This is a genomic window from Streptomyces thermovulgaris (assembly GCF_002155915.1).
Lineage (GTDB): Bacteria > Actinomycetota > Actinomycetes > Streptomycetales > Streptomycetaceae > Streptomyces > Streptomyces thermovulgaris.
The window spans coordinates 1-5115 of the sequence record NZ_MUME01000366.1 but is presented as its reverse complement, the minus strand read 5'-3'; the positions used below and the strand labels follow the sequence as shown (position 1 = coordinate 5115).

Genomic DNA, 5115 nt, shown 5'->3' with positions numbered 1-5115 from the left:
ACCCACGCACTCGAAGCATCCGATCCCCAAGGCCGTACGGCATAGGTTCGGCATGGGTCCGGAAGGCCGACGGCGGGGAACCGCCGGTGCGCGGCCGCGGTGAGCGGCGGCGACTGCCGGTTTCCGTGCTCCGCCATCACGACGGGCCCCGCCTGCTTCCGGCAGGCGGGGCCCGTTGCGTGTTCCCGTACGTCCGGGCCGCTGCCGTGCCGCCCCGGTCGCCGCCGGGCGGACGGTGTCCGGCGTGTCGCCTCCGGTGTCCGGTCCCGGGACGGTTTCGGGGGCCGGTTTCGAGGGCGGCCTGGGAACGCGGTCCCGGGGCGCGGTCGCCGGCTCGGCGTCATGCGCCCCCGGTTCGGCCGCCGAGGCCGCCCCGGGGAGCCAAGGCCCGCGGGACGTTCCACTGTTCGGGTCATGGCATCACCCGTGGAGTTGCGCCGCCGGGGGACCGGGCACAGGCTCGTGGATATGTCGGCGGGCTCGGTTCCGCCACGGAACGCAGGTGGAGGAATGGCCCATGGCAGTGTGCGAAGTCTGCGGCAACGACTATGAGATGGCCTTCGAGCTGCGGGCCGCCGGGCAGGTGCACATCTTCGACAGCCTGGAGTGCGCGGCCCAGCGCATGGCTCCGATCTGCGACAACTGCAACTGCCGGATTCTGGGGCACGGAATGCAGGCGAACGGGCAGTTCTTCTGCTGCGCCCACTGCGCACGGCAGAAGGGCCATGCCCAGCTGGTGGACCACGCCTGACACGGCGGTACGGCAGCACTGACGGGCTCCGCGCGGCCCGGCCCCGATCCGCGCAGTGCTTCGGGGCCGGGATGATCCCCGGGGGCCGGCCAGTAGGGGCCGAACCGGTGTCGCGGAGGAGCTGCGATGGAGGAACACTTCGTCTGGGTGACGACACGCCGCCTTCGGCCGGGCACCCTGGAGGAGTTCGAGAGGGCATGGCGTCCGGCCTCCCCTCCGCGGGGCCTGCACCGTTCGTACGCGTACTGGTCCGAGGACGGGCAGGAGGTCACCGGGGTGTCGTTCTGGGAGTCCCGGGAGGCGTGCGACGCCTGGCGGGCCTCCGAGGCGGAGGCGCAGCGGCGGGAGGCCATGGCGCCGTACGTCGTCGAGGAGCGGGAGGGCTTCTACCGCGGTCGTGAACTCGCCCTTCCCCAGGGGTAGCAGCCCGGACGGGCCCGGCAAGCCGCCGTAGGGCCACGGGGCTGCATCGGGCCGCCGGGCGGGACGCCCCCCTGTCGGCCATGGGCCTGCTCGAGTCCGTCGGCGAGCCGTGAACGCTCCCTCGCCCCGTCGCTCCCGTCCGGGCCGGATTCGCTCTCGGACGCGGTCCTTTGCAGGAGAGCGCATCCGCGACCGGGCAGGCACAGGGCATGCCCGGCAGCGCGCACTGCCGGGCGCCGCCTCCCACGGCTCCGCCGTGTCTCAGTGCTGTTCCTTCCGCCTGCCCTTCTTCCCGTCCTTCTGCCTGCTGCGCACCAGCCAGGTGGCTCCCCCGACGGCCAGAGCAACCGGCCAGTCAAGAGCCCCCGCCACGGCGAGCGCTCCCAGGCCCCCGTAGAAGACCAGGTCCCGGGTGGGCACCTGCTCCAGACGGGCGGGTACCTGCTCCAGACGCGCGGGCAGGTCCTCCAGGCGGGCGGGGAGATCCCCCAGGCGGGCGGGCATCTTCTTCAGGCTGATGTACGGGATCGGAACCGGAAGGTGGAACGTGCGGGTGCGCAGGTGGATGCCCCCGCCGTCGGGGTGCGCCTCTCCGGCCTTCCCCTCCCCGCTCCTGGTGCTCACGCGCCCGCTCCGGGTCGCTGTGTACCGCCCCTTCTGGGCCCGCACGCGCTCCGTGGGCTCGAGCGTGGTCAGAGCTGCCTCCGAAAGCTTCTTCCGGGCCCGCATCCGCTCGGTGGGCTCGAGCACGGTCTCGGCTGCCGTAGTCATCCCCTCTCCTCCTCTTTTCGAGTCGGTTGGGTGGTTATCTCCCATTCTCCCGCGCCGTCGGCCGAGGGGCTCCACGGCAGGGGATCCGCACGCCGGCCGGGTTCTGCGACGGCACGAACGGGGGAAGGGACGGGGGAACGGACGGCGGAACAAGGACGGCGGCCGGGTGACCGGCGGATGCCGCGCGGGGCAACCGGCGGGCGGGCGAGGAGCCGGCGGCCGTGCCGGGACAGGGGTCCCGCGGACTTCGAGGTCCTCGAGACGGTCATGCGTCGCCCGGTTCGCCCTCGACGAGGCGCCGCAGCGCGGGGAGCAGGGCGTCGAGGTCCTGTCCGGTCCGGAAGGCGACGACCGTGGTGCCGCCGTCGCGGGTCTCCGGACGGGACTGGGGGCCGCGGAACAGGGCGAGCACCTCGCGCATCGCCTCGTCGACCTCCGCGACCGGGTCGGGGGACTCGCCCCGGAGCCATCGGCGCAGCACATGGTTGTGGGCCGCGACCACGGACGCGGCCATGAGCTCGGCCCTGAGCGAGGCCGACTCGGTGGAGTCCCCCATCCAGTTCGCGATGAACTCGCGGAACAGACGCTGGTAGCGGGCCACGCTGGCGATCTCGCGGTCGCGGAGCGCGGCGACCTTGCTGGTGAGCCGGTACCGCCGGCGGGCGAGGTCGCCTTCCTCGAGGTAGTGCAGCAGCACCAGGCGGACCGCGTCGGAGACGGCGGCCAGGGCCGTCTCGTGGCTGGAGGTGGCCAGCCGGTCCTTGATCTGCTCGAGCAGCCGGTCGTGGTCGGGGAAGATGACGTCTTCCTTGGACCGGTAGTGCCGGAAGAAGGTGGTGCGGCCCACCCCGGCCCGTTCGGCGATGTCGTCGACGGTGGTCTGCTCGTATCCGCGCTCGTCGAACAGGGCGAAGGCGGCGTCCGCGAGCCGGGTCCGCGCGGCTGGCTTACTCATGATCGCCCATCCTCCCCCGCCCCGGCCCCTGGTGGCCACTTGCCCACGGGAATGGTACTGAGTACCGTCAAGAAGAGATTGAGTACCAGAGGAGATCGATGTGGGTTCCTTCGCACGAAGCGAGTCCGGTCTGCCGATCCAGCCGGTCTACGACGCCGGGACGCTGACGGACTTCGACGCGGACGCCAAGCTGGGCGCCCCGGGGCAGTTCCCGTTCACCCGCGGCGTGTACCCGTCGATGTACACCGGCCGGCCGTGGACGATGCGGCAGTACGCCGGGTTCGGCACCGCGAAGGAGTCCAACGAGCGCTACCACGAGCTGGTCCGCGCCGGCACGGGCGGCCTGAGCGTGGCCTTCGACCTGCCGACCCAGATGGGCTACGACTCCGACCACCCCATGGCCCGGGGCGAGGTCGGCAAGGTCGGGGTGGCGATCGACTCGATCGAGGACATGCGCACCCTGTTCCAGGGCCTGCCGCTCGACAAGGTGTCGACGTCGATGACGATCAACGCACCGGCCTCGACCCTGCTCCTGCTCTACCAGCTGGTCGCGGCCGAGCAGGGCGTCCCGGGCAGCCGGCTGGCCGGGACGATCCAGAACGACGTGCTCAAGGAGTACATCGCCCGCGGCACCTACATCTTCCCGCCGAAGCAGTCCCTGCGGCTGATCAGCGACATCTTCGCCTACTGCCACCGGGAGCTGCCGCGCTGGAACACCATCTCCATCTCCGGCTACCACATGGCCGAGGCCGGGGCCACACCCGCGCAGGAGATCGGGTTCACCCTCGCCAACGCCAAGGAGTACGTGCGCACCGCGATCGCCGCCGGTCTGGACGTCGACGACTTCGCTCCGCGTCTGTCGTTCTTCTTCGTCGCCCGCACCACGCTCCTGGAGGAGATCGCGAAGTTCCGTGCCGCCCGCCGCATCTGGGCGCGCATCATGCGCGAGGAGTTCGGCGCCCGGAACCCGAAGTCGCAGATGCTGCGCTTCCACACCCAGACCGCCGGTGTGCAGCTGACGGCCCAGCAGCCGGAGGTCAATCTCGTCCGGGTCGCCCTGCAGGGCCTGGGCGCGGTCCTGGGCGGAACGCAGTCCCTGCACACCAACTCCTACGACGAGGCCATCGCCCTGCCCACCCAGAAGGCGGCGCGGCTGGCCCTGCGCACCCAGCAGGTCATCGCCCACGAGACCGATGTGACCAAGACCGTCGACCCCTTCGCCGGCTCCTACTTCATGGAGGCGATGACCGACGAGCTCGAGGCGGCGGCCCTGGAGCTGATCCAGGCCGTCGAGGACCGCGGCGGCGCCGTCGCGGCGATCGAGCAGGGCTTCCAGAAGTCCGAGATCGAGCGCTCCGCCTACCGGATCGCGCAGGAGATCGACAACAAGGAACGCACCGTGGTCGGCGTCAACGCGTTCGTCCTCGACGAGGAGGAACCGTACGAGCCGCTGCGTGTCGACCCGCAGATCGAGATCGACCAGTGCGAACGTCTCGCCGTACTGCGCAAGGAACGCGACAACGACGCCGTCGAACGCGCCCTCGACGCCCTGCGCACCGCCGCCCGGGGCACCGACAACGTCCTGCCCCCGATGCGCGAGGCCCTGCGGCTGCGCGCCACGGTCGGCGAGGTCTGCCACGCCCTGCGCGACGTCTGGGGGGTGTACGTCCCTCAGGACACCTTCTGACCAGGACACCCCGTCCTTCAGACCAGGACAGCCCGCCCAGGGGCCCATGCCCTCGCCCCTCCCACCTTCGACTTCGGAGGCCTCCCATGGTCCTTGCCCATGAAGTGCCCCCTGGTTCTCCGGTGCCCGTGACCGGGCAGCCCTCCGCCGCCCTGCTCACCGGTGCCGCGCCCGGCCCGGTCCACGGGCCGGCCCGCCGGTTCCTCCGCCCTCTGCCGGGCGCGGCACTGCCGCCCCTCGCACGGACGGGCGTCGGCCGTATCGACAACGACGGGAGCAAGCAGTGACTGCGCAACCAACCCCGGTGGACGACATCGACATTCATACGACTGCGGGCAAGCTCGCGGATCTGCAGCACCGCATCCAGCAGGCCACGCACGCCGGCTCGCAGCGGGCGGTGGAAAAACAGCACGCCAAGGGCAAGCTGACCGCGCGGGAACGCATCGAGCTGCTGCTGGACGCCGACTCGTTCGTGGAGCTGGACGAGTTCGCCCGGCACCGCTCGAGCAACTTCGGCCTGGACCGCAC

The 5115-nt window shown here is 71.5% G+C and carries 7 protein-coding genes; 5 read left to right on the top strand and 2 right to left on the bottom strand.

Annotated elements, in window-relative coordinates:
* Positions 1 to 517 precede the first annotated feature (517 nt).
* Both CCN35_RS24205 and CCN35_RS24200 read left to right on the top strand, forming a co-directional pair.
* Positions 518 to 751: a hypothetical protein gene (locus CCN35_RS24205; RefSeq protein WP_067400606.1), complete on the top strand. Its 234-nt coding sequence runs from the start codon at positions 518 to 520 to the stop codon at positions 749 to 751.
* A 126-nt stretch (positions 752 to 877) separates the two neighbouring features.
* Positions 878 to 1174, top strand: coding sequence for an antibiotic biosynthesis monooxygenase (locus CCN35_RS24200; protein ID WP_086794345.1), 297 nt, complete (start codon positions 878 to 880; stop codon positions 1172 to 1174).
* Positions 1175 to 1435: 261 nt separating this feature from the next.
* On the opposite strand, the gene CCN35_RS24195 is transcribed toward CCN35_RS24200, so the two are convergent.
* Positions 1436 to 1945, bottom strand: a complete 510-nt coding sequence (locus CCN35_RS24195) for a hypothetical protein (RefSeq protein WP_067400614.1) — start codon at positions 1943 to 1945, stop codon at positions 1436 to 1438.
* Between the two features lie 265 nt (positions 1946 to 2210).
* The gene (locus CCN35_RS24190; protein ID WP_086794343.1) at positions 2211 to 2900 is read right to left on the bottom strand and encodes a TetR/AcrR family transcriptional regulator; all 690 of its coding nucleotides are present in this window, start codon (positions 2898 to 2900) and stop codon (positions 2211 to 2213) included.
* Positions 2901 to 3000: 100 nt separating this feature from the next.
* Here CCN35_RS24190 and CCN35_RS24185 point away from each other — a divergent pair, with 100 nt between their 5' ends.
* The 3 genes from CCN35_RS24185 to CCN35_RS24180 form a co-directional block, all read left to right on the top strand.
* Positions 3001 to 4587 (top strand): acyl-CoA mutase large subunit family protein, encoded by a 1587-nt coding sequence (locus CCN35_RS24185; protein WP_067400620.1) that lies wholly within the window; start codon positions 3001 to 3003, stop codon positions 4585 to 4587.
* Between the two features lie 128 nt (positions 4588 to 4715).
* A complete protein-coding gene (locus CCN35_RS28510; protein WP_158100433.1) occupies positions 4716 to 4874 on the top strand; it encodes a hypothetical protein in 159 nt (52 codons plus the stop codon).
* On the top strand, positions 4871 to 5115 hold a 245-nt coding region (locus tag CCN35_RS24180), incomplete at its 3' end, for a carboxyl transferase domain-containing protein (RefSeq protein ID WP_281254821.1). The genes CCN35_RS28510 and CCN35_RS24180, both read left to right, overlap by 4 nt.

Bases quoted from the DNA above. Each gene is read 5' to 3' on its own strand.
- CCN35_RS24195 (WP_067400614.1), bottom strand. From the start codon at position 1,945: ATGACTACGGCAGCCGAGACCGTGCTCGAGCCCACCGAGCGGATGCGG.
- CCN35_RS24190 (WP_086794343.1), bottom strand. From the start codon at position 2,900: ATGAGTAAGCCAGCCGCGCGGACCCGGCTCGCGGACGCCGCCTTCGCC.
- CCN35_RS24200 (WP_086794345.1), top strand. From the start codon at position 878: ATGGAGGAACACTTCGTCTGGGTGACGACACGCCGCCTTCGGCCGGGC.
- CCN35_RS24205 (WP_067400606.1), top strand. From the start codon at position 518: ATGGCAGTGTGCGAAGTCTGCGGCAACGACTATGAGATGGCCTTCGAG.